Annotated in this window: 20 protein-coding genes; 9 read left to right on the top strand and 11 right to left on the bottom strand. The window is 66.1% G+C overall.

What is annotated here, in order from left to right; all coding sequences use genetic code 11:
- Positions 1-463 precede the first annotated feature (463 nt).
- Positions 464-2,599, bottom strand: a complete 2,136-nt coding sequence (locus AC59GX_RS00950; RefSeq protein ID WP_426282728.1) for an AsmA family protein — start codon at positions 2,597-2,599, stop codon at positions 464-466.
- A 168-nt stretch (positions 2,600-2,767) separates the two neighbouring features.
- Here AC59GX_RS00950 and rpmI point away from each other — a divergent pair, with 168 nt between their 5' ends.
- From rpmI to AC59GX_RS00985, 7 genes are all read left to right on the top strand, one after another.
- Positions 2,768-2,971, top strand: a complete 204-nt coding sequence (gene rpmI / locus AC59GX_RS00955; protein ID WP_031395289.1) for a 50S ribosomal protein L35 — start codon at positions 2,768-2,770, stop codon at positions 2,969-2,971.
- A gap of 19 nt (positions 2,972-2,990) precedes the next feature.
- Positions 2,991-3,356, top strand: a complete 366-nt coding sequence (gene rplT, locus AC59GX_RS00960; protein ID WP_056054375.1) for a 50S ribosomal protein L20 — start codon at positions 2,991-2,993, stop codon at positions 3,354-3,356.
- 279 nt (positions 3,357-3,635) lie between these two features.
- Entirely contained in the window at positions 3,636-3,965 is a 330-nt protein-coding gene (locus tag AC59GX_RS00965; RefSeq protein WP_426282725.1) for a GIY-YIG nuclease family protein, read from the top strand.
- A 22-nt stretch (positions 3,966-3,987) separates the two neighbouring features.
- Positions 3,988-5,112, top strand: a complete 1,125-nt coding sequence (gene pheS, locus AC59GX_RS00970) for a phenylalanine--tRNA ligase subunit alpha (RefSeq protein WP_497301302.1) — start codon at positions 3,988-3,990, stop codon at positions 5,110-5,112.
- Positions 5,109-7,523 (top strand): phenylalanine--tRNA ligase subunit beta, encoded by a 2,415-nt coding sequence (gene pheT / locus AC59GX_RS00975; RefSeq protein WP_426282723.1) that lies wholly within the window; start codon positions 5,109-5,111, stop codon positions 7,521-7,523. The genes pheS and pheT overlap by 4 nt, the downstream gene beginning before the upstream one ends.
- A gap of 121 nt (positions 7,524-7,644) precedes the next feature.
- Positions 7,645-8,526 carry an aldose 1-epimerase family protein gene (locus AC59GX_RS00980; protein ID WP_426282722.1) on the top strand — a complete coding sequence of 294 codons (882 nt, stop codon included), beginning with the start codon at positions 7,645-7,647 and terminating at the stop codon, positions 8,524-8,526.
- Positions 8,527-8,891: 365 nt separating this feature from the next.
- Complete coding sequence (locus AC59GX_RS00985; protein WP_426282721.1) at positions 8,892-10,460, top strand: peptide chain release factor 3; 1,569 nt, start codon at positions 8,892-8,894, stop codon at positions 10,458-10,460.
- Positions 10,461-10,533: 73 nt separating this feature from the next.
- Here AC59GX_RS00985 and AC59GX_RS00990 read toward each other — a convergent pair whose 3' ends face one another.
- The 6 genes from AC59GX_RS00990 to AC59GX_RS01015 form a co-directional block, all read right to left on the bottom strand.
- Positions 10,534-10,767, bottom strand: a complete 234-nt coding sequence (locus tag AC59GX_RS00990) for a hypothetical protein (protein WP_136189153.1) — start codon at positions 10,765-10,767, stop codon at positions 10,534-10,536.
- Between the two features lie 327 nt (positions 10,768-11,094).
- A complete protein-coding gene (locus AC59GX_RS00995; RefSeq protein ID WP_426282720.1) occupies positions 11,095-12,225 on the bottom strand; it encodes an alpha/beta hydrolase in 1,131 nt (376 codons plus the stop codon).
- Positions 12,226-12,358: 133 nt separating this feature from the next.
- Positions 12,359-13,705, bottom strand: coding sequence for an amidohydrolase family protein (locus AC59GX_RS01000; RefSeq protein WP_426282719.1), 1,347 nt, complete (start codon positions 13,703-13,705; stop codon positions 12,359-12,361).
- 85 nt (positions 13,706-13,790) lie between these two features.
- Positions 13,791-14,096 carry a hypothetical protein gene (locus AC59GX_RS01005; RefSeq protein ID WP_426282718.1) on the bottom strand — a complete coding sequence of 102 codons (306 nt, stop codon included), beginning with the start codon at positions 14,094-14,096 and terminating at the stop codon, positions 13,791-13,793.
- Positions 14,089-15,648 (bottom strand): PepSY-associated TM helix domain-containing protein, encoded by a 1,560-nt coding sequence (locus AC59GX_RS01010; RefSeq protein ID WP_426282717.1) that lies wholly within the window; start codon positions 15,646-15,648, stop codon positions 14,089-14,091. The genes AC59GX_RS01005 and AC59GX_RS01010 overlap by 8 nt, the downstream gene beginning before the upstream one ends.
- Complete coding sequence (locus tag AC59GX_RS01015) at positions 15,645-15,899, bottom strand: hypothetical protein (protein ID WP_426282716.1); 255 nt, start codon at positions 15,897-15,899, stop codon at positions 15,645-15,647. Before AC59GX_RS01015 ends, AC59GX_RS01010 begins: the two co-directional genes overlap by 4 nt.
- A gap of 158 nt (positions 15,900-16,057) precedes the next feature.
- Between AC59GX_RS01015 and AC59GX_RS01020 the strand changes: the two genes are divergently transcribed.
- On the top strand, positions 16,058-18,352 hold the full coding sequence (locus tag AC59GX_RS01020; protein WP_426282715.1) for a TonB-dependent siderophore receptor: 2,295 nt from the start codon (positions 16,058-16,060) through the stop codon (positions 18,350-18,352).
- On the opposite strand, the gene AC59GX_RS01025 is transcribed toward AC59GX_RS01020, so the two are convergent.
- The 3 genes from AC59GX_RS01025 to AC59GX_RS01035 form a co-directional block, all read right to left on the bottom strand.
- Complete coding sequence (locus AC59GX_RS01025) at positions 18,353-20,509, bottom strand: histidine kinase dimerization/phosphoacceptor domain -containing protein (protein ID WP_497300621.1); 2,157 nt, start codon at positions 20,507-20,509, stop codon at positions 18,353-18,355.
- Positions 20,510-20,588: 79 nt separating this feature from the next.
- Positions 20,589-21,569 (bottom strand): bile acid:sodium symporter family protein, encoded by a 981-nt coding sequence (locus tag AC59GX_RS01030; protein WP_107951846.1) that lies wholly within the window; start codon positions 21,567-21,569, stop codon positions 20,589-20,591.
- Positions 21,566-22,588 (bottom strand): adenosine deaminase, encoded by a 1,023-nt coding sequence (locus AC59GX_RS01035; RefSeq protein WP_426282712.1) that lies wholly within the window; start codon positions 22,586-22,588, stop codon positions 21,566-21,568. Before AC59GX_RS01035 ends, AC59GX_RS01030 begins: the two co-directional genes overlap by 4 nt.
- A 133-nt stretch (positions 22,589-22,721) precedes the next feature.
- On the opposite strand from AC59GX_RS01035, the gene AC59GX_RS01040 reads away from it, so the two are divergent.
- Positions 22,722-23,657: a DUF808 domain-containing protein gene (locus tag AC59GX_RS01040; RefSeq protein ID WP_426282710.1), complete on the top strand. Its 936-nt coding sequence runs from the start codon at positions 22,722-22,724 to the stop codon at positions 23,655-23,657.
- Positions 23,658-23,903: 246 nt separating this feature from the next.
- Here the strand turns inward: AC59GX_RS01040 and AC59GX_RS01045 are convergent, their stop codons facing one another.
- On the bottom strand, positions 23,904-25,937 hold the full coding sequence (locus AC59GX_RS01045) for a S9 family peptidase (protein ID WP_497300624.1): 2,034 nt from the start codon (positions 25,935-25,937) through the stop codon (positions 23,904-23,906).
- Positions 25,938-26,011 lie beyond the last annotated feature (74 nt).

Here is a 26,011-nt window from a genome sequence, read left to right on the forward strand (position 1 = left end):
CCCCCATCCGTCATCCCGGCGGACGCCGGGACCCACGGACACGGAGCGCTAGCCCTCTGAGCGGACCCAACCATGGGCCCCGGCGTCCGCCGGGGTGACGGGGTTGGTGTGGTGAGGAGTAAGTGCTGAGCGACGGCTGCGTCGTAGCCAAGCCGCTATCCAGCTCCAGCAGCGTATGTATTTCACACCTACGTGCGACACCGGCCACAGGCTGCAACCGGCCACAGGCTGCAACCGGCCACAGGCTGCAACCGGCCACAGGCAACAACCTACCACGGGCAACATCCGACCCGCATGTCCACCACCGAGCTCCGCTCACACCCCCATCCGTCATCCCGGCGGACGCCGGGACCCACGGACACACAACGCTAGCCCTTTAAAAGCGCCCAGCCATCGAGCCGGCGCTCGCGTGACGCTAGAAAAAGCGAGCTAGGGAAGGGGGGCGTACCATCTCCCCGCGCCCTCAGAAGATCCCCAAAAACTTCTTCCGCTGTCCCTTCTTCTCCGCAGCATTCGTCTTCCCGTCCTCAGCCTTGGCGGTCGTCCCATGCCCTACGTCATCACGCGGCTGGCCCTTGGTCGTCCGCTGCGCCGCCGCCGTAGCCCCGGAGAGGACAGGCCCGCACGCGGTAGACTTCGCATCGCCGACATCGACGAACGCGAGAATTCCCGCGACCGGCGTCGCCACCAGCGCCAGCCCGAGCCCGCTGCCGACCCGCGCAAGCAGGTCCTTCGAGATCACGTTGAGCTTCGGCGCCGCGAACAAACCGCCGACCCCGACCGGCGACTGCCCCGCAAACAGACTGAACTTCTTCGAATCCGCACGGAAGGCCAAGTCGACCGCTTCGTTGCGGAAGCTGAAACCGCCGCGGCCGACGATCACGTTCTTGCGCGTATCGATCAGGATCGGGTCCGCCGCCGCAACGCCGCCGCGCACGGTAAAGCCGATCAGCCCGCAATTGATCTGTACGGGCTCGTCCAGCTTCCCCTGGAACATCCGCTGGGCGAACGTGCCGATGTCGAGTTCTGCAAGCTGCACGTTGCGCACCGAAAGCGCGCCAGACGGCAGCACGAACGCGATCCGTCCGCGCGACGACGCCAGCGAATCATGGATCGAGTCGCCGCGTCCGTCGAGCTTGATGCGACCCTTTACGGTCCCGGTCGTCCCGGCCTCGGTCAGGCCATAGCCCTTGAGAAGCCGCCCCAGTGGTGTCGGCGCAAGCCGGATGTCGTACGACACCGCGCTCGGCCGTGCGCGCGTATCGAAGATGACGTCCGAGGCCACGTTGCCGCGCGCCATCGAGAAGGTCAGCGGCGACAGCGCCAACCGCCCCCGCTCTAGGTCGAGCGTTAGGTCGATGTTCGAGATCGGCAGGTTGCGCGACTTCACCGTGCCGATCGTCCATTTCAGGTCGGCATCGAAGATCTGCATCGTCGCGACCGGCAGGTTACCGTCGGGCAACAGGCGTTGCGGTGCGGCGCCCGTCGCGGCGGCGGCGGCCACCGCGCCCTTCGTTTCGACGATGTCGGGATTGAAACCGATGAACGGTGCCGCATCGATGATGTCGAGGCTCTTGGTCGTGAGCACCGAATCGAGATGGATGCGCGCGCCGTTGGTAATCGTCAGCTTGCCCGCGAGATCGGTCCGGCCCGCAAAGCCGCGCAGGTGCGTGAAGGCGTATTCGTCGCCCTGCTTGATGAGCTGCGCGCGCAGTTTGTAGGTCCGCGTATTCGGGATCGCGACGTCGATCACCCCCAGCAGCGTCGACAGGTTCGCGCCGCGCGCGGTGACGGCGAGCGGCACGTTCTCGACATCGGCAATGCTCGGCAGCGTGCCCGCGACGTCGATGATGTTCCCCGCCGCCCGCGCCCGCGCAACCAGCTTGTTCTGCCCGCGATTGGCGGTCGCGTCCGGCGACAGCAACTGCGCGGTCACGGTGAACGGCGTCTCGCGCAACCGCCCCTTGCCCGTCAACCCGACCGCACGGCCGATCGTCGCATCGACCGAGCGGATGTCTGCAACCTTGAGGTCCGCCAGCACGCGCATCCGCGGATCGAGATAGCGCACCGTCGTGCCCGTCACGGTCGCCACGTCGATCCGCGGAAACTCCAGCGGCTTGCCGCCCTTCTTGTTCGAGAACGTCCAGGTGTTGGCCGAATGTGCCGCGTTCCACTCGAGATCGACCGCGCCGTTGACGAGGTCGAGCCAGTACAGCCGCCGCTTCCCGAAAATCAGCGACAGCGGCGCGATCCGCGTGTCCAGCTTGTCCGCCTGGAACAGGTTCGGCCTGCTCGCCCAGTCGGGGTTCGAGAGCGTGAAGTTCTCCGCGTACAGCTTGATACGGAACGGCGCGAAGTACAGCTGGAAATCGCCGCGCACGGTGAGCGTCCGGTGCGTGAGCGAGCCGACGACGCGCTCGAACGGATGCTTCAGGAAGCGCCCCTTGGTGATGTACAGCACGAGCCAGATCGCGACGATGACCGCGACGATCCCGAGCAGGATGTTGCGCAGTATCCGCCGCTTGCGACGTTTTTGCGAGTCGACGGGTTCGGGTGCCGGGGAGGGGGCGTCGATCGGCTGCGTCGGGCTGTCGTCCATGCAAGCCCTATCGCATGGCTGCGGCGGCAGTTCCACAGCGGTTGATATTCCCGATCAATGCAGCTATCGGCCCCGCTTCCTCGAAGGGAACGCGTTCGACGAATCGCCCGGCCAGTGTGGGCTGCCGCGGCGATTTCAGCGTCCTCCTTCGTAACCGAAAGGATAAAAATGCCCAAGCTGAAGACCAAGAGCGGCGTCAAGAAACGCTTCAAGCTCACCGCCACCGGCCTGCTCAAGCACGGCGTCGCCGGCAAGCGTCACCGTCTGGCGCATCATAACGGCAAGTACATCCGTCAGAACCGCGGCACCAAGCTGCTGTCGAAGGCCGATACCGCAGCAGTGAAGGCCTGGGCGCCTTACGGCCTGCGTTGAGCTGAGAAGGAATTAGACAATGGCACGCGTAAAACGGGGTGTTACCACCCGCGCCAAGCACAAGCGTATTTTGGTTCAGGCGAAGGGCTATTATGGCCGTCGCAAGAACACCATCCGCATCGCCCGTCAGGCCGTCGAGAAGGCCGGACAGTACGCTTACCGCGACCGCAAGGTTAAGAAGCGCACGTTCCGTGGCCTCTGGATCCAGCGCATCAACGCCGGCGTCCGCGCCGAGGGTCTGACGTATTCGCAGTTCATGCACGGCGTGAAGCTTGCAGGGATCGAACTCGACCGTAAGGTCCTGGCCGACATCGCCATGCACGAGGGCGCTGCATTCAGCGCGATCGTCGCCCAGGTGAAGGCGGCTCTGCCACAAGCCGCGTAATTCGCGACTGAGGTTGAGTTTCGGGAGGGCGTCGGTGGGAGACCACCGGCGCCCTTTCTGCGTTTGGGGTGGGTAAATACCTGAGTTCCCGAACTTCCGTGGTCCCCAACCCCCTATCCGTCATCCCGGCGAACGCCGGGACCCACGGTTACGGCGGACCCGGCAATAACGTGCTACCATCACCCGGCCCGCTACCGTGGGTCCCGGCGTCCGCCGGGATGACGGGGGTGTTGATGATGGATCAAACGATCCGGCACACGGGCACAGGGGAGCACGAAAATGCGCGAAACCTTCCAGCCGTGCGTCTACATCCTCCACTCCCGCCGCCACGGCACGCTCTACATCGGCGTGACATCGAATCTCCTCGCACGCCTCGTTCAGCACCGAGAGGGGTTGATCCCCGGCTTCACTCGCCGGTACGGCATCAAGCGTCTCGCCTATTACGAGATGTTCGACACGATGGAGGCCGCGATCGTTCGCGAGAAGCGGCTGAAGGACTGGCGAAGAGCGTGGAAGATCGAGCTGATCGAAACGCGCAACGAAAATTGGGACGATCTGGGTATCGGCCTCGGGCTGCCCCGCCTAACCGAACCCGCCCTGGGAGTATGACGTGACGCAAGACCTGAACCAGATGCGCGACCACATGCTGACGGCGATCGCCGCCGCATCCGAGCTCGATGCGCTCGATGCGTGCCGGGTCGAGGCGCTCGGCAAGCAGGGCGCGATCACCGCGCTGCTCAAGACGCTCGGCAAGATGACGCCGGAAGAACGCCTCGTGCAGGGCCCGCAGATCCAGGGGCTGCGTGAGGCAGTGGCCAACGGCATCGCCGAGCGCAAGGCCACGCTCGAACGCGCCGCCCTAGACGCGCGCCTCGCCAGCGAAACGCTCGACATGACACTCCCCGCCGACGCCACGCCCGCCGGCACGATCCACCCGGTCAGCCAGGTTATGGACGAACTCGCCGAAATCTTCGCCGACCTCGGCTTCGCGGTCGCAACGGGGCCCGAGATCGAGACCGACTGGCATAATTTCACTGCGCTCAACATCCCCGAGACGCATCCCGCGCGGGCGATGCACGACACTTTCTATTTCGAGGAACCGAGAACGGCCGGCGACGGGCAAAGCCCGTCGTCCGACGGCGACGGCTTTGCCGACGACGCGGCCCGCACGAAGCGGACTCTGCTCCGCACGCACACCTCGCCGGTCCAGATCCGCACGATGTTGAGCCAGAAACCGCCGATCCGCATCATCGCCCCCGGCCGCACCTACCGGTCGGACTCCGACGCGACGCACACGCCGATGTTCCACCAGGTCGAGGGCCTCGTCATCGACAAGGGCATCACGCTCGGCCATCTGAAGTGGACGCTCGAAACCTTCGTGAAGGCGTTCTTCGAGCGCGACGACATCGTGCTCCGCCTGCGCCCCAGCTACTTCCCGTTCACCGAGCCGTCGGTCGAGATCGACGTCGGCTACACACTGGTGAAGGGCAAGCGCGTCGTCGGCGGCGCCGAGCCCGATGGCTGGCTTGAGATCCTCGGCTCGGGCATGGTCCACCGCAAGGTCATCGAAGCCTGCGGGCTCGACCCCGACGAATGGCAGGGGTTCGCGTTCGGCTGCGGCATCGACCGGCTGGCGATGCTCAAATACGGCATGGACGACCTCCGCCCGTTCTTCGACGGCGATATCCGCTGGCTCAAGCATTACGGCTTTTCGAGCCTCGACGTCCCCACCTTGTCCGGCGGAGTCGGCGCATGAAGTTCACCCTCAGCTGGCTCAAGCAGCACCTCGAAACCACCGCCACGCTCGACCAGATCGTCGAAGCGCTGACCCGCATCGGCCTCGAGGTCGAAGGCGTCGAGAACCCCGGCGAGAAGCTCGCCGCGTTCAAGATCGCCAAGGTGCTCAGCGCCGAACGCCATCCGCAAGCCGACAAGCTCCAGATCCTGTCGGTCGATGCCGGTAACGGTCCGCTGCAAGTCGTCTGCGGCGCGCCCAACGCCCGCGCCGGCCTGGTCGGCGTGTTCGGCGCGCCCGGTGCGTACGTCCCCGGTCTCGACGTGACGTTGAAGCTGGCCAGCATCCGCGGCGTCGAATCGAACGGCATGATGTGCTCGACGCGCGAACTGGAACTCGGCGAGGATCACGACGGCATCATCGAACTGCCCGCCGACGCGCCGATCGGCACCGCCTACCCCGATTATGCCGGCCTCACCGACCCGGTCATCGACGTCGCGATCACGCCGAACCGGCAGGACTGCATGGGCGTCCGTGGCATCGCGCGCGACCTCGCCGCCGCCGGCCTCGGCACGCTTACGCCGCTGACGTTCGACGCGTTCACGAGTGAGGGCGCAGCTCCGGACGTTCGCACCAAAGACACCGCCGGCTGCCCCGCGTTCTTCGCGCAAACCGTCACCGGCGTGACCAACGGCGACTCCCCCGAGTGGATGCGCCGCAGCCTGCTCGCGATCGGCCAGAAGCCCATCTCCGCGCTCGTCGACATCACCAACTATCTGATGATCGACCTCGGCCGCCCGCTGCACGTCTACGACCGCGCGAAGCTCTCCGGCGGCCTCGTCGCGCGCAAGGCAAAGGACGGCGAGCAGGTCGTCGCGCTCAACGGCAAGACCTACACGCTCGACGCGACCATGACCGTCATCGCCGACGCCGCGGCCGTGCATGACATCGGCGGCATCATGGGCGGCGAGCATTCTGGCGTCTCGGCGGACACCACCGACGTCCTGATCGAATGCGCGTATTTCGATCCCGACCACATCGCCCGCACCGGCCAGAAGCTGACGCTCACCTCCGACGCGCGCAGCCGCTTCGAACGCGGCGTCGATCCGGCTTTCCTCGAAGACGGCCTCGCGATCGCTACCGCGCTGGTCCTCCACATCTGCGGCGGCACGGCCAGCGACGTCACCCGCTCGGGTGAACCCCCGCTCGAACCGCGCGTAATCCACTACGACCCCCGCCTCAGCGCCGACCTCGGCGGCCTCCACGTCGCCCCCGAACGCCAGGCGCACACATTGTTGTCGCTCGGCTTTACGATCGGCGCGATCCAGTCCGCCGACGCGTTCAGCGACGCGTTGTTCTCGACGATCGAGGGCAAATGGCCGGTCACGGTCCCGACGTGGCGCCGCGACGTCGACGGCCCCGCCGACCTCGTCGAGGAAGTCGTCCGCATCGAGGGCATCGACAATATCCCCTCGACGCCGCTCCCCCGCATGCCCGGCGTCGCCAAGCCGACCGCCACGCCCGAGCAGAAGCTCGAACGTAGGGCGCGGCGCGCGGCGGCCGCCCGAGGGCTCGACGAGGCGGTAACGTGGAGCTTCCTTTCCGAAGCCGAAGCCGCACCGTTCGGCGGCGGCGCGTGGACGCTCGCCAACCCGATCAGCGAAGACCTGAAAGTCATGCGCCCATCGCTGCTCCCTGGTTTGCTCGCAGCAACCGGCCGCAACCTCAAGCGTGGCCAGCAGAGCGTCCGCCTGTTCGAGATCGGCCGCCGCTACCTGGCCGACGCCGAGCGCGCGACGCTAGGCGTAGTCCTCGCCGGCGACCGCCGCCCGCGCGGTTGGCGCGAGGGCAAGGCGGCGAGCTTCGATGCGTATGACGCCAAGGCCGAAGCTTTAGCGCTTCTCGCGGCCTCGGGCGCGCCGGTCGATAACCTGCAAGTGATGGGGGAGGCCGGCGATGCATGGCACCCCGGCCAGTCCGGCACGCTACGCCTCGGGCCGAAGACGGTTCTGGCAAGCTTCGGCATGCTCCATCCGTCGGTGCTGAAAGCATTCGACCTCGACGGCGCGGTTGCCGCGGTAGAAGTCTACCTCGACGCGATCCCGCCAAAGCGCGCCACCGGTTTCGCGCGTCCGGCCTACACGCCGCCGGCGCTGCAAGCCGTCCGCCGCGACTTCGCCTTCCTCGTGCCGGCGGCGCTCGCCACCGACACGCTGGTCCGAGCGGTCAAGGGCGCCGACAAGGTCGCGATCGTCTCGGCCCGCGTGTTCGACGTGTTCACCGGGGCAGGAGTCGAGGACGGCCACAAGTCGGTCGCGGTCGAGATCGTCCTGCAGCCGACCGCCAAGAGCTTCACCGACGAAGAAATCAAGGCGATTGCCGACAAGGTCGTCGCCGCGGCAGCCAAGCAAGGCGCGAGCCTGCGCGCATAAGCGTGCCCTCACCCTTCCCACGGCTAAGCAGCCGCGGGCCCCTTCCCTCTCCCCCGAGGGGAGAGGGAGAGACGCCGAAGGCGGCGAGGGTGAGGGCACGACACTCGAAGGAAGGAACCCCATGACCGACCTGATCACGATCGCCAACGACCACCTCACCGCGCAGATCAACCCGCACGGGGCCGAGCTCACCCATCTCCACGACGCCGATGGCCGCGAGCTGATGACCAACGCCGACCCGGCGTTCTGGACCGGTCACGCCCCGATCCTCTTCCCCGTCGTCGGTGTCGTCAACGAAGGCGTCATCCGCCTCGACGGCCAGGCCTACCCGATGCAGAAGCACGGTTTCGCGCGTCATTCGACGTTCGACGTGATCGCGCAGTCGGAAACCTCCGCCACCTTCCGCCTCACCGACAGCGAGGAAACCCGGAAGGCCTACCCGTTCGCGTTCGCCCTCGACATCGTCTTCACGTTAGACGGCGCGACGCTGACGCTCGAGGCGCATATCCTCAATCGCACCGACGCTGCGATGCCGGCAAGCTTCGGCTTCCACCCCGCCTTCGCCTGGCCGCTCCCCTACGGCGAGCCGCGCGCAGACCACCGCATCACGTTCGACGCCGACGAACCGGGCAAGCTGAAGGCGATCAGCCCCGACGGCCAGATCGCGGTCGACGAACGCCCCTCACCGGTCGAGGACCGCGTCATCGCCTTGCGCGACGAACTGTTCGCCAAGGATGCGCTGGTGTGGGACCCGGTCCACTCCGACGCCGTCTCCTATGGCACCGAGTCCGGCCTGCAGCTGAGGATCGCCTTCCCCGACACGCCCAAGCTCGGCATCTGGACCAAGCCCGGCGCGGCCTATGTCTGCGTCGAACCCTGGCACGGTATCGCCGACCCCGAAGGCTATACCGGCGATTATCGCGACAAACCCGGCGTGTTCGAGATCCCCGCCGGCGGCACGAAGCGCATCGAAATGAGCGTGACGCTGGTCCAGGAGCACTGACGAACTCCCCTCCCTGAAAGGGAGGGGCGGGGGGTGGGTCGGTTTCCGTATCACGGCACGGTCGCGGTCAAAGCTGACCGACCCACCCCCCAACCCCTCCCTTTCAGGGAGGGGAGAGCGTTCCGGTTCGGGCAAACCTAGCGTTCCCTATAGGACACCAAGAGGTGCTCGCGCCGCACGGCAACACAGCCTCGCTCGCACGCCCCTCTGTCCTCCACGCCTCACATCTGCCAAGAGCGGCGCCAAGCCCGCCGCGTTTTCCCACTGCATCCCGCCGTACCTCGCGCGGACTGCATCTTGGCCTAACCCGGCCTAACCTTCTTTTCCCAGCCAAGTCCGACGACTCGGCTCACCGGACCCACGCCATGACCCAATTCCCCCGCCGCACCTTCGCGATCATCTCGCATCCCGATGCCGGCAAGACCACGCTGACCGAGAAGCTCCTCTATTTCGGCGGCGCGATCCATCTCGCCGGCGAGGTGAAGGCGCGCGGCCAGACCCGTCGCGCGCGCTCGGACTGGATGAAGATCGAGCAGCAGCGCGGGATCTCGGTCACGTCGTCGGTGATGACGTTCGAGCGCCAGGGCATCACCTTCAACCTGCTCGACACGCCGGGCCACGAAGACTTTTCCGAGGACACGTATCGCACGCTGACCGCAGTCGACTCGGCGGTCATGGTGATCGACGCCGCCAAGGGCATCGAGCCGCAGACGCGGAAACTGTTCGAGGTCTGCCGCCTGCGCAACGTGCCGATCATCACCTTCGTCAACAAGGTCGACCGCGAGGGCCGCGATCCGTTCTCGTTGCTCGACGAGGTGGCCGAGATGCTCCAGCTCGACGTGTGCCCGATGAGCTGGCCGGTCGGCATGGGCGGCGAGTTCGAGGGCGTCTACGATCTCTACGCCAACACGCTGAGCCGCCCCGAAGGCGACAGCCGCGAATTCATGGGCAAGGCGATCCCGTTCACCGGCATCGTTGATCCCGACCTCGCCAAGATCCTCAGCCCCGAAGCCATGATCCGCCTGAACGACGAGGCCGAACTCGCCCAGGGCGGCTATTCGAGCTTCGACCCCGAGGCCTATCGTGCGGGCAATTTGACGCCGGTCTATTTCGGGTCCGCGCTGAAGGACTTCGGTGTCGCCGAACTGATCGCCGCGCTCGCCGACTACGCCCCGCCCCCGCGCGCGCAGCCGGCCGAGCCTGCGCCCGTCTCGCCGGACGAGCCCGAAGTCACCGGCTTCGTGTTCAAGGTGCAGGCGAACATGGACCCCAACCACCGCGACCGCATCGCGTTCATGCGGCTATGCTCTGGCGTGTTCAAGCGCGGCATGAAGCTCACCCCGACCGGCCACGGCAAGCCGATCGCGGTCCATTCCCCCATCCTGTTCTTCGCGCAGAATCGTGAGCTGGCGGACGAGGCGTTCCCCGGCGACATCATCGGCATCCCCAACCACGGCACGCTCCGGGTCGGCGACACGCTCAGCGAGAAGGCCACGATCCGCTTCACCGGCCTGCCGAACTTCGCGCCCGAAATCCTGCGTCGCGTCGTGCTCAAGGACTTCACCAAGACAAAGCAGTTGCGCAAGGCCTTGGACGACATGGCCGAGGAGGGGGTCACGCAGGTGTTCTATCCCGACATCGGCTCGAACTGGATTATCGGCGTGGTGGGCCAGCTGCAGCTCGAAGTGCTGCTTTCGCGCCTCGACGCGGAATACAAGGTGGCTGCCGGCCTCGAACCTGCCCCTTACGAGACCGCCCGCTGGATATCGGCGGAAGATCCGCTCGAACTCAAGACCTTCGCCGAGATCAACCGCGGCGCGATGGCCAAGGACCGCGACGGCAACCCCGTCTTCCTCGCCAAGAGCGCCTGGGAAGTGAACTATATTGCCGAGCGCTACGCTAAGATCCGCTTCGCCGCGACACGCGAGCGGTAGGATACCGGATCGGCCGGCAAGGTCTTCTACGGCTGCTAGAAGTCTTCGACCCTTGTCGGCCGCGGTTGCAAGATTACAATGTCTGGTCGGTCTTGCCCGGCGACCGGTAATGGCGTCGCTCCATCAGGCGTCTTGCGGGATTTTCCCGCAGCAGTTTCGTTGCCCAGTTGTCGCGTTTGATCGGCTTGCGATGCCGATGGCGCCGCGCGCCGTAACGTCTGGTACGCGCAAGCTTTTGTTGCCACCGCACCACGCCTGCAATGGCGGCAACGAGTATAACGCCCGCAACCATGACTTGAACGTTCATCTATCGGCCCCGCTTCCAATAGACTGAGTATCAAATATCAGGCCGATTTGTAATTAAATTGTGCTTCATGCTCAAGTTAAGACGTAACTCTCTGAGTAAGCTGTCCTAATATTGGCGGAATACCGATATTAGAGAAATATCAACTAACCGGGTTATGTAGATAAAACTATCCTACATCAACGAGCTTGATGAGTCGAAAGTCGTTGATAACGGGTACTTATCAATAGTCGTGCGGGTAACTTGCGGATGTTCGCAATTGGCCAACCGGCTTGAGCGGAGCAGCAACAAAAGGGCCGAGGTGATCCGCTTCACCCCGGCCCATCTCGATCAACGCTTAGGCTTGGCAGCGAATGCTGCCTTCAGCCGCACGATCGCCAGCATGTTCGCATCCTGCGCACCGCGGACGACCATGCCCATTCCGAAGAATTCGTGCGTCACACCCGGGAAGGTGCGCTGCTCGACCTTGTCGCCAGCCGCGCGCATAGCCGCTGCCAACGTCTCGCCATCGGAGCGCAGCGGATCGATCTGCGCGTTGATGATCGTCGTCGGCGGCAGGCCGCGCAGGTTTGCCTTCACGAGGTTCAACCGCGGGTCCTGAGCATCGGCAGGAGTGGTCTGGTAATAATAGCCGAACCACTTGAGCATCGCGCCGTTCAGCGGCTTCGCGTTCGCCGAATCCATCCGCGACGGCAGCGTCATGCTGCTGTTCGCGATCGGATAGACCGACACGATGTGCAGCGGTGTGGTCAGGCGATTGTCGCGCGCGTAGATTGCCGTCGCGACCGCCAGGTTGCCGCCGGCGCTCTCGCCTGCGATCGCGATCTTGCGTGGATCGCCACCCCAGCTCGCCGCATTCTGCAGCGTCCAGCGATACGCCGCCGCGGCATCGTCATGCTGTGCCGGGAACTTGAACTCCGGTGCATGGCGATACTCGACCGACACGACGATCGCGCCGAGCTGTTTGGCGAGCAAACGTGGTGCCGCGTCGTAGGTGTCGACCGTTGCGATCACCCAGCCGCCGCCGTGATAATAGACGACGACCGGCAGGTTCTTGGCGTTGGCAAGCGATGCCGGCTTGTAGATTCGCGCGAACTGGTTCGCGTCGCTGCCATAGGGCACGTCGCGCGTCGTCACGGTCGCGTCGGGCGTCGCCGACAGGCCATGCTTGATCATGACCTGCTTGGCGCCATCGGCTGCCGACGGCTGCATCCGCGCGACGGCTGGCGTGAGCGTCTCGATCGGCTTGCCACCGAGCGCGGCGAGCTGGTCAAGCACGGCCTGCATGTCGGGCGCAGCCTTTGCCGGCTGGGTCGCAGTCGGTGCGGGCGGCGGCGGTGGTGGCGCATCGACCGACCGTGCGGACTGCGCAATCGCGCCGCTCGTCAGGGCGATACCCGATGTCGTGATCAAGGTCGCGGTGGCGAGCGCCATCAGCGTGCGCGATGAACGGTTGGTCATGCGGTATGGTATCCTGTTTCGAGTGCCCCCACTCGCCGCTTAGAACCGCGTGATCGGGTTTCCGTTCCCGCAGGTTCACGTAACCAACGCTTTTCGCACGTGTTTTTGACCGCCGAAGTCGCTCTCTATCGTATTAGAACGGTGCAGCGCGTCCTGCGACCCAAGTTTCCACGACCTTGTCGACGTCGGCGATCGAGCGGGATGGATCGCCATCGACGACCAGCAAATCGGCACGCGTTCCGGCCACGATCACGCCGCGATCGCGCAATCCGAGCAGGTCCGCACCCGCAGCCGTGGCAACCCGCAAGGCCTGCGCGGGCGTCAGTCCCGCCTTGACCATCAGCGCGAGTTCGCGGTGTTCGGCGATGCCGGGCACGCGCACTGCACTTGCTCCGCTGTCCGTGCCGAACCCGATCTTCACGCCGGCGTCGTACAGCGTCTTCAGGTTACGCAGGTTCATCGCCAGCGATTTCCGCGCATCGGCCGTCTTCGGGTCGGCCAGTATCTTGGCACGCCACGCCGGATCGTCGACCTGTTGCGCGAGGGCAGGCGACAGCGCGGCGCGGGCGAACGGCGTCTGCGTCCACGGTGCGCGATCGGCCCAGGCGAACGTCGCCTCGTCGAGTTGCAGCGTGGCGATGTACCAGATGCCCTTCGCCTTCAGCGTCGCGACGAACGCAGGGGGCACCGGCGTATCACGGATACCGTGCGCGATGATGTCCGCACCCGCCGCGACGATCGCCTCCGCATCGGCGAGATCGTGGATATGCGCCGCCACCCGCAGCCCGCGCGCGTGCGCCTCGGCGATCACCGCGCGGTAGATGGCAGGGCTCATCTTGACCGGTACGCTGCCGCCGAAATCGTCGAGCCACAGCTTCACGAGATCGGTCTTCTCGGCTGCCATCATCGCGACCGCCCTGCGCGCTTCCTCGGGCGTCGAGGGACGGAACAGCTGGTCGGGCCCGACCTTCAGCATCGCCTGCGGTGGCGCGCCGTTGGGAACGCCGATCCCCTGCATCACGCCGAACAGGTCCGCGCCGTCGATCCGCCCGGCATGCGCGTCTGCGCGTATCCCGACGAACGCCGGACCGTTATTGCCGAGCGCCGTCACCGTCGTCACGCCGTAGCGGCGATACTGGGCGAGCTGCGCGACGATGTTGGCGCGGGTATAGTTCTTTGCGCCCGTCTCGGTGCCGCTCACCTGGCCGACATGGCTATGGTCCGAGACGAGGCCGGGGATCACGGTCCGCCCTCGATAGTCGTGCCGTTCCGCGCCTGCCGGCACCGCGACCTTGCCCGCCGCAACGATCCGTCCATTCGCGATCACAATCGTCGCATCGTCCACCGGTGCGCCGCCGCGCCCGTCGATCAATCGGACGCCGGTCAGCGCGATCGTCTGCGCGGTAGCGGATCCGGCGGTGAGGGCCGATGCCGCAAGGGCGATCGTGCAGAGGCGAGCGAAGATTTTGGTTCGGCGCACGGTGATGTCCTTCTCGGGAGGATGCGCCGACGGGACGCTATCTCCCTGAAACGTCAGCGGATCGCGCCCGTTCCGATCTGTGATGTCAACGCCGAACGCGCGCGACCTTCAGCGCGATACGGACCGGCTGCATCGTCTCGACCGGCTTGAACGACAGCAGCATCACCAGCGCGACTCCAGCGATCGACGCCGCACCCAGGAACCGCACGAACCGCTCGCCGGTCAGCGGCGCGCCACAGTGGAACAGCGCCACCGCGAGCACGAGCGCCGCGACAATTCGCAGTGAGCGGATCGCGGAGGGGGCAACGATACCGAGGTCGCGGCGATACTTGAACGCGGTCGCCGCGAGCAGCAACCAGCCGAAGAAGCACAATATCGTGGCTTCAAGCATGTACGGTCTCCGAGAGTGTCTTGCGGATTTTTGCGACGGGCTTGCTCCGGGCCGAGCGCCATGCACCGAGCGCCAGCAGCGCGGCGACCGCGAGCATGGCGACGTCGAATGCTGCGAACAGCGTGTCGCCGGACAGCATCGATCCGGGCAGCCCACGCGATGTGGTGAGCGTATCGGCCACCGGGATCGCCGCGAACGCGAGCGCGCCGATCGCGAACCCCTCGGTCCACGCGCGGCGCGCCGGCCGTAGCAACTGGAGGACCGCAACGCCGCCCCATAGCCAGAACATCGTCGCGACTTCGGCGTCGGCGCGGTTCGCGGCGTCGGCCGGGATCAGGCGGTTGGCGAGCAGATAGGCGGCCATCCCGATCGGCAGGCCGGCGATGACGCCGATGTTCAGCCGCTCGACCAGCTTCAGTCCGAAGAACGGCGTCGCACCCGGCTTGCGACGCTTGGCGGTCCACAGCAGCAGCCCGGTTCCGACCATCGCCGCGCCGGTCAGCCCCAGCACGAAATACGCCCAGCGCAACGCCGGGCCCGCGAACTGCGCGACGTGCAGCCCGAGCATCACGCCCGCAGTGGCGAGCGCGGGCCCAACATCGGCGGCGCCCTCCAGGAACCGTCCGTCGCTGCCCGCATAGGTGACCGACGGCCCGCGTCCGTTGAGCGACGCGCTCGAATGACGGTACAGCGTGACGGTGCTCGCGGCATCGTTAGGGTTGCGCACCACGACCGTCGCCACGGGCGCACCGAAGCGCCGCTCCGCATCGGCGACCAGCGGGCCGATCGCGACCAGCGGAGCCGGCGTACCCGTTGCCTCGCGCTCGGTCGGCGTGCCGAACGCGGCTTGCGCGAAATCGGCAGGCATTGCGTAGTTCGCGACGACCGGCCACGGCATGTACATCGCCACCAGCGTGATCAGCCCGGTATAGGTGATCATCGCGTGGTACGGCAGCGCGAGGACCGCCGAGACGTTGTGCGCGTCGAGCCAGCTACGCTGCCCCTTGTTCCAGCGCAGCGTGAAGAAGTCCGCGAAGATGCGCTTGTGCGTGATCACGCCCGACACGATCGCGCCGAGCATGAACATCGCGCACAGCCCGGCCAGCCAGCGTCCCCAGGGATGCGGCAATTGCAGCTGGAAATGGAAGCGATAGAAATGCTCCCCGCCGCGTGTCTCGCGGGCGTGCACGTCGTCGCCAGTCGCGGGATCGAGCACGATCTCGGGTGCACGGCGCTTGGCAGCCTTCGGGTCCGGCTTGCGCTGTTCGAAGATCCGCGTGACCGCAGTCCGCGCATCGGGAAGGTAGATATACCATTGCAGGTCGTCTGCGCCGACGCGTTGCAGGTGCGTTACCGCAGTCTGCGCGGCGTGTGCGGTCGACACAGGCGTCGCGTGGAATTCCGGCTGCATCCACTGCGTGATCTCGGGCCGGAAATAGCTCGCGGTGCCGGTCAGGAACATCGCGAACAGGATCCATCCCGCCAGCAACCCTAGCCAGCCGTGGATCCACGCCATGCTCTGGCGCAGCGTAGTTCCGACCGCCGAGGTCATGGACGAACGCCGAGCAACCAGAGCAGGCCGCCGCCGGAGATCGCGACGCCCCACACTGCGGCCGCTACTCGCGAAAGCCGATGTTCGTGGAAGCACCACAAGGCGATGCCGGCATAGATCGGGAACGACAGGATCATACCCCAGCTCGTCGCTTCGACGCGCGCGATGGGCAGCAGGCGCGCAATCAACGTCGCCAGCACGGCCGCCGCGGCATAGCCGCCGACCAGTGCCGTAAGGCTTCGGAACGCCATGCTCCAGACGAACGGGCGCACTCTTCGGCCCGAGGGAAAAGGGCCGGCTTTCAGGATCCGGCCGTGCATGAACATTTTGTCATTTTTCCTTGCCGCGCTTCCAAACCGCCTTTAGCGGGCTTTGCGAGTCATTATCAATATCAAAGTGGGTATCGCTTATGCGGGGACGTTTCATGGTCGGGATGCTGTTGGGGACAGCGTTGGGCAGCATCGCGATGCCGGCATTCGCGGCCGAGCATGTGCCGGCTCCCACCGTCGTTGCCACGGTCGAACCCGCGATGGCGGAGGATGATATCCAGACGCGCAAGGACGAGATCGTCGTCAACGGCGAGCGGATCCGCAAGACCGGCAGCACGGGTACCAAGACCGAGACGCCGCTGATCCGCACGCCGCAGGTTATCACCAGTATCGACGAGAAGGAACTGACGCTCCGCAACGCGCTGTCGATCAACCAGGCGCTCGGCTATGTCGCGGGCGTCTCGCCCAACCAGCGCGGCAACGTCGCCACGCGCTACGACCAGCTCTACGTCCGCGGCTTCGCGCCCGGCCAGTATATGGACGGGATGCGACTGCTCGGCGGCGTCTATTCCACGCCGCAGATCGACTTCCACCTCGTCGAGCGCGTCGACGTGATCAAGGGCCCGGCCTCGGTCCTCTATGGCAACTCGACGCCGGGCGGACTGGTCAATCTCACCAGCAAGGTCCCCTATGCGGAGTCCGGTGGGCGCATCGAGCTGGCGGGCGGTAATTTCGACCTGTTGCGGTCGGCGATCGACGTGAACCAGCCGCTCGACAAGGATCACAAGTGGCTGTTCCGCGTCATCGCCGGCGCGGAGCGATCGGACGGGTTCGTCGCGATGACCGGCAATCGGCGCTATTACGCGCGGCCGATGCTGACCTTTGCGCCCGATGAGGCGACGAGCGTGACGCTGATCCTCAATTACCAGCGCGATCCGGAATCTGCGTCGTACAGCGGCGTGCCGGTCTACGGCTCGGCGCTCGCCAATCCGCTTGGCCAGTTCGCGACCGACTTCAACGTGAGCGAGCCGGCGTACGAGGCGTTCGATCGCAAGCAGAAATCGGCCACGCTGCTGTTCCGCCACGACTTCAACGACCGGCTGAGCTGGGCGACCAGCGCGCGCTACCTCGACGTCGATCTCCATTATCGCCAGATATACCTCTCCGCGTTCGCGACCACCGGTACGGGCGCCAATCGCAACACCGATTTCTCGACGATCGTGCGCGGCGGCGGTGGGTCGGACGAGTCGTTCCGGACGATCACGATCGACAACCACGCGACCGCCAAGTTCGCGACCGGACCGTTGCAGCACACGCTGCTCGCGGGCGTCGACTGGCAGAACAACGAGGGTAACAACGACCAGCAGTTCAACACCGGCGTCACGGGTAATCCGGCGACCAGCATCCCGAACCTGACCCTGTTCGCGCCCGTCTATGGCGGCGTGCAGCCGAACTTCCCGCTCACCCAGACGCGCAGTTTCCGCAAGATCGACCAGGTCGGCGCCTATGTGCAGGACCAGATCGCGATCGGCGGGCTGCAACTGATCGCGAGCGGCCGCTACGACTGGTACGACCAGACGACGGTGAACCGCAACGCCGCGGCAGGGGCGGCGAGCGGGGTGACGCGGCTCCACCAGACCGCGTTCACCGGACGCCTCGGCGCGCTGTACGAGACCAAGTTCGGCCTCGCGCCGTTCGTCAGCTATTCGGAAAGCTTCGAGCCGCAGACCGGCACCGGCTTCGACGGCGCATCGTTCGTGCCGGTCACCGGCCGCCAGTACGAGGCAGGGCTGAAATATCAGCCACGCGGCACCAACGCGCTGTTCACGCTGTCCGCGTTCGACCTGCGCCGCCAGAACGTGCCGACGACCGATCCCGCCAACGCGAATTTCTCGATTCAGATCGGCGAGGTCGCGGTGCGGGGCATCGAACTCGATGGGCGAGGGGAGATCACGCCGGGCCTGACCGTCACGGTCGCCGGCACTTATACCGTCCCCGAAGTCACGCGAGGTACGCCGGTCGTCGGCACCGGCGACCAGCTGAGCGGCGTCACGGGCACCAAGCCGCTCGGCATATCCAAGTGGAGCGCGTCGAGCTTCGTCAACTACGACCTGTCACGTACCGGCGGCGGCGCGCTGTCCGGGTTCAATATCGGCGGCGGCGTGCGGTATGTCGGCAAGTCCGACGGCACCGCGACCCGCGTGGAGGCGAACCAGACGCTCACCACGCGGTTCCAGTCGCCGGGCTATGTGCTGGTCGATGCGGTGCTCGGCTACGATCTCGGCAAGTTCGACGAGTCGCTCAAGGGCCTGAGCCTGACTGCGAACGTCGCCAACCTGTTCGACAAGCGGCACATCGCGAGCTGCTTCTTCGTCAACAGCTGTTACTTCGGCGCCTCGCGCACCGTCGTCGGATCGCTCCGCTTCAACTGGTGATCAGCGGACGTCGTCTACCGGCGCTGTCAGGATCACGCGCAAGCCGGGCATGTTGTCGTCCTGCTCGATCGTGCCCGACAGCCCGGCGACGATGGCGTTCATCATCCGGCTGCCGAAGCCGATCCGCGTCCCCGACTTGCCGACGCCCTGGTCCGCGACGATCAGCCGCAGTCGGTTGCGATGCTGTTCGAGGATGATGTGGATCGGGCCGGCATCGCCGCGATAGGCGTATTTGCTCGCGTTGATGACGAGTTCGGTCAGCACCAGCCCGATGTTCACCGCGCGATCGGTGGCGACGAGCACGGGGGCGAGATCGAGCGTCATCTGTGCCGCCCACTCCTCGCCGAGCGAGGTCTGCATGTCGCCCGCGAGTTCCTCGATATAGCGCGACAGGTCGACCGACTCGACCTGATCGTCGCGGTACAGGCGGCGATGCACCAGCGCGACCGCGGCGAGCCTTGCCTGCGCCTCGGCAAGATGCTCCTTCACCTTCGCGTCGTCGGACGACTTCGCCTGCAAGGACAGGAACGCCGCGACCAGTTGCAGGCTGTTCTGCACGCGGTGATTGACCTCCTTCATCAGGACGTCCTTCTGCGCGATCAGTGCGTCCTTGTCGGCGAGCGTCCGTTGCAGGTCGGCGTTGAGCAGGCGCAGGCGCTGGTTGATATGCGCGTCATGGAACGCGCGGCGCAGTCGGTGCGCGGCCTCGATCTCTTCCCGGGTCCAGCGCCGCGATCGACCGCTGACCGCCTGCGTCCAGGATTCGAACGACGTGCGCGGCGTCAGCACCGCATTGGGATCGACCGACACCGCCTTGTGCGGATTGCCGGCCCATTCGACCTCTTCGATCTGCTCGGCACGAAACCACAACAGCACCGCCCCCTCGTCGACCAGCGGCAGCGCGAGCAGGCCGCTCGCCTGCGCACGGTAAGCTTCGGCGCGGGGCAACAGTGCCGACAGTTCATGCGTCGTGAACGGCTCGATCACGCCCCTCGTGCGAGCCCATGCGGCGAGATCGAGAATGTCGTCCTTGCCGGGACAAGGCCCGTCGGTATCGACGATCGTGCCCTCGACATAGGCGAAGCCGTCGCCGTCGAGCATCCGCCGGAGATCGTCGCGCAACGCAGCGACGATGCTGCGCGGGGCCGGCTCGGTCGCGAGCTTGGGGATGACCGCATCCTCCGCCGCGCGCAGCCGCAGCCGTTCGCGGTACGTCTCCGCCTCTTCCTTTGCGCGGATCTGGCGCGCGAGCCCGCCCGCCAGAGTCGCCGACGCCGCACGGATGTCGGGGGTGAGGCCCTTCGGCGAGCCGTGATGGCAGGCGATCAGGCCCCAGAGCAGCCCGTCCTTGACGATCGAGATTGACGCCGACGCCGCCACGCCCATGTTGGCGAGATAGCGCAGATGGATCGGCGACACGCTGCGCAGCGCCACGTCGCTCAGGTCGAGCGTCTCGAACCCGGCCGGGCGGAGCACCGCGGGCGCGTAGGCGATCGTCGGGATCGTCCGCGTCCGGTTGCGCACGTACAGCGCCCGCGCCTGTTTGGGGATGTCCGACGCGGGGAAATGGTGATTGAGGAAGGTGCCGAGCCCCGTCGCCTTGTCCTCCGCCATCACGCGACCCGCCTCGTCGTCGAGGAAGCGATAGACCATGACGCGGTCGCATCCGGTCAACTGCCGGAATGCGGTCGCGGCGCGCTCGCACAACGTCTGGAGATTGCTCGCGCGCTCGAACGTCATCGCCATCGCGTTGAGCCGACCGAGCATGCCGGCCGCGGTGACGGGCTCCGCTTCGACGGGCTCGAGTTCGACCAGCACATGCTCCGCGCTGCGGTGGAGGGTGACGTCGAACCGCTCGGTCAGGCCCGCTACCGGCAGTCCGGCAAGCGCCACGCCGGCGACCGTGTCATTGGCCGTGAGTGTCGCATCGATGTCCTGCGCCAACAGCGTCGACAGGTCGCTGCCAAGCCAGTCGGGAGTCAGGCGAGTCTCGAGATCGCCCGCACCCGCGACCACCGCTAGACTGGTCGCATCGGCGACGAGCAGCAGGCCATGCGGCTGGATCGCACCGGGAATGTGGATCGGCTCGCGGTCGCACGCATTGAGGTCCAGCCCCACGCCATCGGTGGAACCGGCAATATCGCTCGACGCGTTCATCTACCCGAAACTCTCCTATCGAGCCTCGATCATGCAGCCCCCGGCGGAACAAAGCAAATACCCGCAGCGGGTTACGATATTAATCTGAAGCAATATCGCGCGGTGCGGACTCGGCATAGCGGCGCGCGATCACCGCGCAGGCGATCAGCTGCAACTGGTGGAACAGCATGACGGGCAGCAGGATCACGCCGACCTGCGCGGGCGGGAACAGCACGCCCGCCATCGGCACGCCCGACGCGAGGCTCTTCTTCGAACCGCAGAACTGCAGCACGATCGCATCCTCGCGCGGCAGCTTCATCAGCCGGGCAACGGCAAACGTCAGCCCAAGCACGAAGGCGAGCAGCGCGGCGCACAACAGCCCGATCAGGATCAGGTCGCCGAGCGACAATTTGGTCCAAAGCCCCTCGACCACCGCGGCGCCGAACGCGCTGTAGACGACCAGCAGAATCGAACCGCGATCGACCACGGTCAGCAGGCTCTTGTTGCGCGTCACCCACGCGCCGATCCAAGGCCGCAACAGATGCCCGGCGACGAACGGCACCAGCAGTTGTAGCACGATCGCCTCGATACTCTCGATCGAGATCCCGCCGCTGCCCGAAGTGTTCATCAGCAGCGCGACCAGCGCGGGCGTGACGAGGATGCCGAGCAGGTTCGAGAACGACGCGCTGCACACCGCCGCCGCGACATTGCCGCGCGCAATCGCGGTGAAGGCGATCGACGACTGCACGGTCGAGGGGAGCAGCGTCAGGAACAACAACCCGGCGGCGAGCGGCCCGGTGACGAACGGCAACGCGGTCAGCCCGAGCCCGAAGAGTGGGAACGCGACGAAGGTGATGGCCAGCACCGCCAGATGCAGCTTCCAGTTGCGCAGCCCCGCCCAGATCGCATCGCGCGACAGCTTCGCGCCGTGCAGGAAGAACAGCAGGACGATGCCGATATCGGCGGCGTAACCGACGATCGTCGCCATCTCGCCGCGTGCCGGCAGCAGGCTCGCCAGCACGACGGTGCCGAGCAGCATCAGGATGAACGGCTCGAAGACCGCCAGGAACCGCCCGATCATGGATGCGCCTTCACATAGGCGTCGAGCGTCGCGAGATGGCCGCTCAGCGCGTCGTCGTCGAGAAAGCTCCCGAGGAAGCTGTTGCGTGCCAGCGTCACGACCTGCTCGCGCGACAAGTTTTTCGCGCGTGCGGTCTGGCGGAAATTCTCGCCGATATAGCCGCCGAAATAGGCCGGATCGTCCGAATGGATCGTCGCGCGCAGGCCGAGGTCGAGCATCCGGTCGATCGGATGATTCTCCAGTCGGTCGACGTTGCGGAGCGCCACGTTCGACAAGGGGCACACGGTCAGCGTCATCGCGTCACGCGCGAGCCGCGCGACGAGTGCCGGGTCCTCCAGCGCGCGGTTGCCGTGGTCGATCCTGTCCACCTGGAGGATGTCGAGCGCCTCGTGGATATAGGCGGGCGGGCCCTCCTCGCCGGCATGCGCGCACAGCATCAGTCCGGCATCCGCCGACGCCGCGAACACGCGTGCGAACTTCGACGGAGGATGGCCGACCTCGGACGAATCGAGCCCGACGCCGATGAACTGGTCGAGCCACGGCTCGGCCTGCGCGAACGTCTTGAACGCGTCTTCCTCGTCAAGATGGCGCAGGAAGCTCATGATCAGCCCGACCGACATGCCGTGCTTCGCCTGCGCCTCGTCGATCCCCGCGAACAGACCGCGCGCGACGACGTCGAACGGGATGCCGCGGTGCGTGTGCGTCTGGGGGTCGAAGAAGATCTCGGCATGCACCACGCCGTCCTGCGCGACGCGGTCGAAATAGGCGACTGCGAGATCGCGAAAATCTTCCTCGGTCTGGAGCACGGCGGCGCCCGCGTAATAGATGTCGAGGAAGGTCTGAAGATTGGTGAAACTGTACGCCGCGCGGACGTCCTCGACGCTCTTGAACGGGATCGCGACCTTGTTGCGGTCGGCGAGCGCGAACATAAGCTCCGGCTCCAGGCTGCCCTCGATATGGAGGTGGAGTTCGGCCTTTGGCAGGTTCGTGATGAAGTCGTCGTTCGGGGAGGGGGTCATGATCCGTCCTGTCGCTTGGGCTGCGTCGGCTGCAACCATTCCGCCCGCCACGCACTACCGCAAGTGCGAAAGCCGTTGCATGACAATCCTGTCACGTTACCGAGCGCCGATACTTACGCGAAGGACACCATCGATGCCGACAGGATTGGTCGCACTGCTCGACGACATTGCCGGGATCACCAAGCTCGCCGCCGCCAGCCTCGACGATATCGCCGCGACCACCGGCAAGGCGGGCAGCAAGGCGATCGGCGTGGTGGTCGACGATGCCGCCGTTACACCGCGCTACATGGTCGGGTTCGAGCCCAAGCGCGAACTGCCGATGATCGGCAAGATCGCGCTAGGATCGTTCCGCAACAAGCTGGTCTTCATCCTGCCCGCGGCGCTGGCGTTGAGCGCGTTCGCGCCGTGGTTGCTGACGCCGTTGCTGATGATCGGCGGCACGTATCTGTGCTTCGAGGGCGCGGAGAAGATCCTCGAGGCGTTCGGCGGCGGTCATGCCGAGGAGGTCGTCGCCGAGCCGGTCGACGCAGCGACGCTTGAGGCACAGAAGGTCTCGGGCGCGATCCGCACCGACTTCATCCTGTCGGCGGAGATCATGGTGATCGCGCTGTCCGATGTCGCGACCAAGCCGATCTGGGAGCAGGCGATCGTGCTGGCGCTGGTCGGGATCGTCATCACGATCGGCGTCTACGGCGTGGTCGCGCTGATCGTGAAGATGGACGATATCGGGCTGCATCTGGCGCAGCGCAGCAGCGCGGTCGTGCAGGCGATCGGGCGTGGGCTGGTGAAGGGCATGCCGATCGTGATGTCGGCGCTGTCGGTGATCGGGACGGCGGCGATGGTCTGGGTTGGGGGGCAGATCATCGTTCACGGGATTGAGGAGTTCGGGTTCACCGCCTTGCCGCACTGGATCCACGATACGGCGGAGGCAGCTTCGCATGCGGTGCCGTTCGCCAAGGGCGCGGTGAATTGGGTGATGAATGCGTTCTTCTCGGGGACCGTCGGGTTGATCCTGGGCGGCGCGATCGCGCTGGGCTTGCATGCGGTGAAGAAGCCGAAGGCGCACTGACCGGGAGAGCGTTGCCCGCTCTAACCTTGTTCTCCCGCGAAGGCGGGAGCCCAGTCTGGGTCCCCGCCTTCGCGGGGAAACAAGGTAAGCCAGAGGAAACCGTCACCTCGCGCAACCACCCCGGCGAAGGCCGGGGCCCAATTGGGGAACAGAGGTAACGGCGGATAGTCCCCCGTTACTCCGACCTTTCCAACTGGGCCCCGGCCTTCGCCGGGGTGGTGCTTTTGAGGCTGAAAGAGGCAGCCCCTACTTAGCCGTCCACTTCCCCATCCAGCCCAACACTTCCCCATACCATTGCCGCGAGTTCTTCGGCTTCAGCACCCAGTGGTTCTCGCCCGGGTTGACCAGCAACCGCGACGGGATCCCGCGTCGCTGCAACGCGGTGAACGTCGCCAACCCCTGCGTGTACGGAATGCGGAAGTCCTTCTCGCCGGTGATCACCAGCATCGGCGTCTTCCACTTCGCCACATAATTTACCGGGTTCCATTTCTCGAACGCCTGCGGGTCCTCGTAATAGGCCTTCCCGCCATGCTCCCATTCGTCGAACCAGAGCTCCTCGGTCTCGTACGCCATCGCGCGCGCGTCGAACACGCCGTCATGCTGGACGATGCACTTGAAGCGATCGGGCCACTGCCCCTCGATCCAGTTCATCATATAGCCGCCGTACGACGCACCGAGCGCACACGCGTTGTCGGCATCGAGCCACGCGAACTTGTCGGTCGCGGCCGCCAGCCCCTTCTTCAGATCCTCCAGCGGCCAGCCGCCCCAGTTGTTGCTGATCGCGTCGGTGAAGCCCTGTCCGTACCCGGTCGACCCATGGAAATCGACCGCGACCAGACCGTAGCCCGCACCGGCGAACACGGCAGGGTTCCAGCGATACGACCAGCTGTTGTTGCTCGATCCCTGCGGGCCCCCGTGGACCATGTACGCGATCGGCACCTTCCCCGTGGAACCGTACGGCTTCACCGCATAGCCCCAGACGGTGTCCGCGTTCGCGCCCTTGAAGTTGAACCGCGTGACCGTCGGCATGTCGATCCCGGCGAGCTTGGCGGCGTTGACCTGCGTCAGCTGCTGCGGCGCACCGGACCCGGCGACACGGTAGAAATCGTCCGGCGCGGTCAGGCTGTCGATCGCCACCACTGCACCACGCGGGGTAATCGCAACCGCGGCGACATGCCCCTCCTGCGTCAGCCGCGTGACCGCGCCGGTGGTCGCATCGACACGGAACAGCGGCGTCTCCTGCGTGTCGTCCGCCGTCACGTAGAGCGACTTCGAGTCCGGCGCCCACGCGATCGAGCCGACCGACCGGTCCCAGCGCTCGGTCAGCGACACCGTCTTGCCGGTGGCGATATCGCGCAGCGTCAGCACCTGGCGATCCGCCTCGAACCCCGGCCGGCGCATCGCGAAATAGGCGAGCGTGCGGCCATCGGGCGATACCGTCGGAAGGTTGTCGGTCGCCTTGTTCGTCGCGGTCAGGTTGACCGGTGCCGCCGAGCCGTCCGCAGGGACCGAGAAAATGTCGAGGTTGGTCGACAGCGACTCGATCCGGCCGGCTTCGCGCAGCGCGAAGTAGACGGTGCGGCCGTCTGGGCTCCAAGAAACTTCCTCGGCACCGCCGAACGGCTTGGATGGCGCATCGCCGACCAGCGCGCCAACCAGCGGAACGCCGTTCCCGGTTGCACCCGCGGCGGTCAGCGGCAACACGAACAGCTGCGAGCGCGTGCCGTCCGCCCACGTATCCCAATGCCGCACGAACAGCTGGTCGTACGTCCGCCCGGCGCCCGCGTTCGGATCTTTCTTCACCATCGCCGGCTCGAGGCTCGGCGCGCCGGGCTTGCGGTCCGCCCAAACGAGCAGCCTGTCGCCCGTCGGCGCGACCTTGAAGCCACTGAACCCGCCCTTGAAGCTCGTCAGCTTGCGCGGTGTGCCGCCGGTAACGGGCACCGACCAGACCGCATCCTCGCCGCTCTTGTCGGACGTGAAATACACGGTGTTGCCGACAATCTGCGGGTCGTTCTCGTTGACCTGCGGATCGGCGAGCAGCTTCACCGGCGTCGCGCCCGGCTTGCTCAAGTCGAGCCGCCAGAGATCGTAGCGTCCCTTGTCCGCCGCGAGATCGGTCTCGCGCTGCGCCCAGACGAGCCAATGCCCGTCCTGCGACGCGGTCGGCGCACCGACGCGGCTGAGCATCGTCACGTCGTCGATGGTGAGTTGCCGGGCGGCGGCAGGGGCACTCGCAAAGGCGAGCACGGCGAGGCTGGCGGAGAGCATGATCTTCATGGCGTGCTTGATAGGACGCTTGCGAGATCGCGCGCAATCACCTCGATCGCTTGCGTGAAAGCACTGGTTCAGAT

This window comes from Sphingomonas sp. 320_CC, from assembly GCF_059691795.1.